At 68.2% G+C, this 280-nt stretch carries 1 pseudogene; it reads left to right on the plus strand.

Annotated features, from left to right (window positions below):
• Positions 1-280: pseudogene (locus EN818_RS32310) on the plus strand (rubrerythrin family protein); the annotation flags it as partial.

Raw genomic sequence — 280 nt, forward strand, 5'->3', positions numbered from 1 at the left:
CCACCGATGCCTCGACGCGCAAATTGCTCGACGATCTCGCCCTGGCCGAGCAGGGCCATGAGAGCTCGGCGCATGAACTGGAGCAGGAGCATGTTCCGGGCGAGGTCAAGGCCGAGGAAGCGAGCGCCGAGCAGCGCCAGTTCATCCTCACCTATGTGCAGCCGGGACTGGCCGGGCTGATGGATGGCTCGGTGTCGACGCTGGCGCCGATCTTCGCCGCCGCCTGCGCCACGCACGCCACGTTCCCGACATTCCTTGTCGGCCTCGCCGCCTCGCTCGG

Origin of the sequence: Mesorhizobium sp. M3A.F.Ca.ET.175.01.1.1 (assembly GCF_004791945.1) — a bacterium.
Lineage (GTDB): Bacteria > Pseudomonadota > Alphaproteobacteria > Rhizobiales > Rhizobiaceae > Mesorhizobium.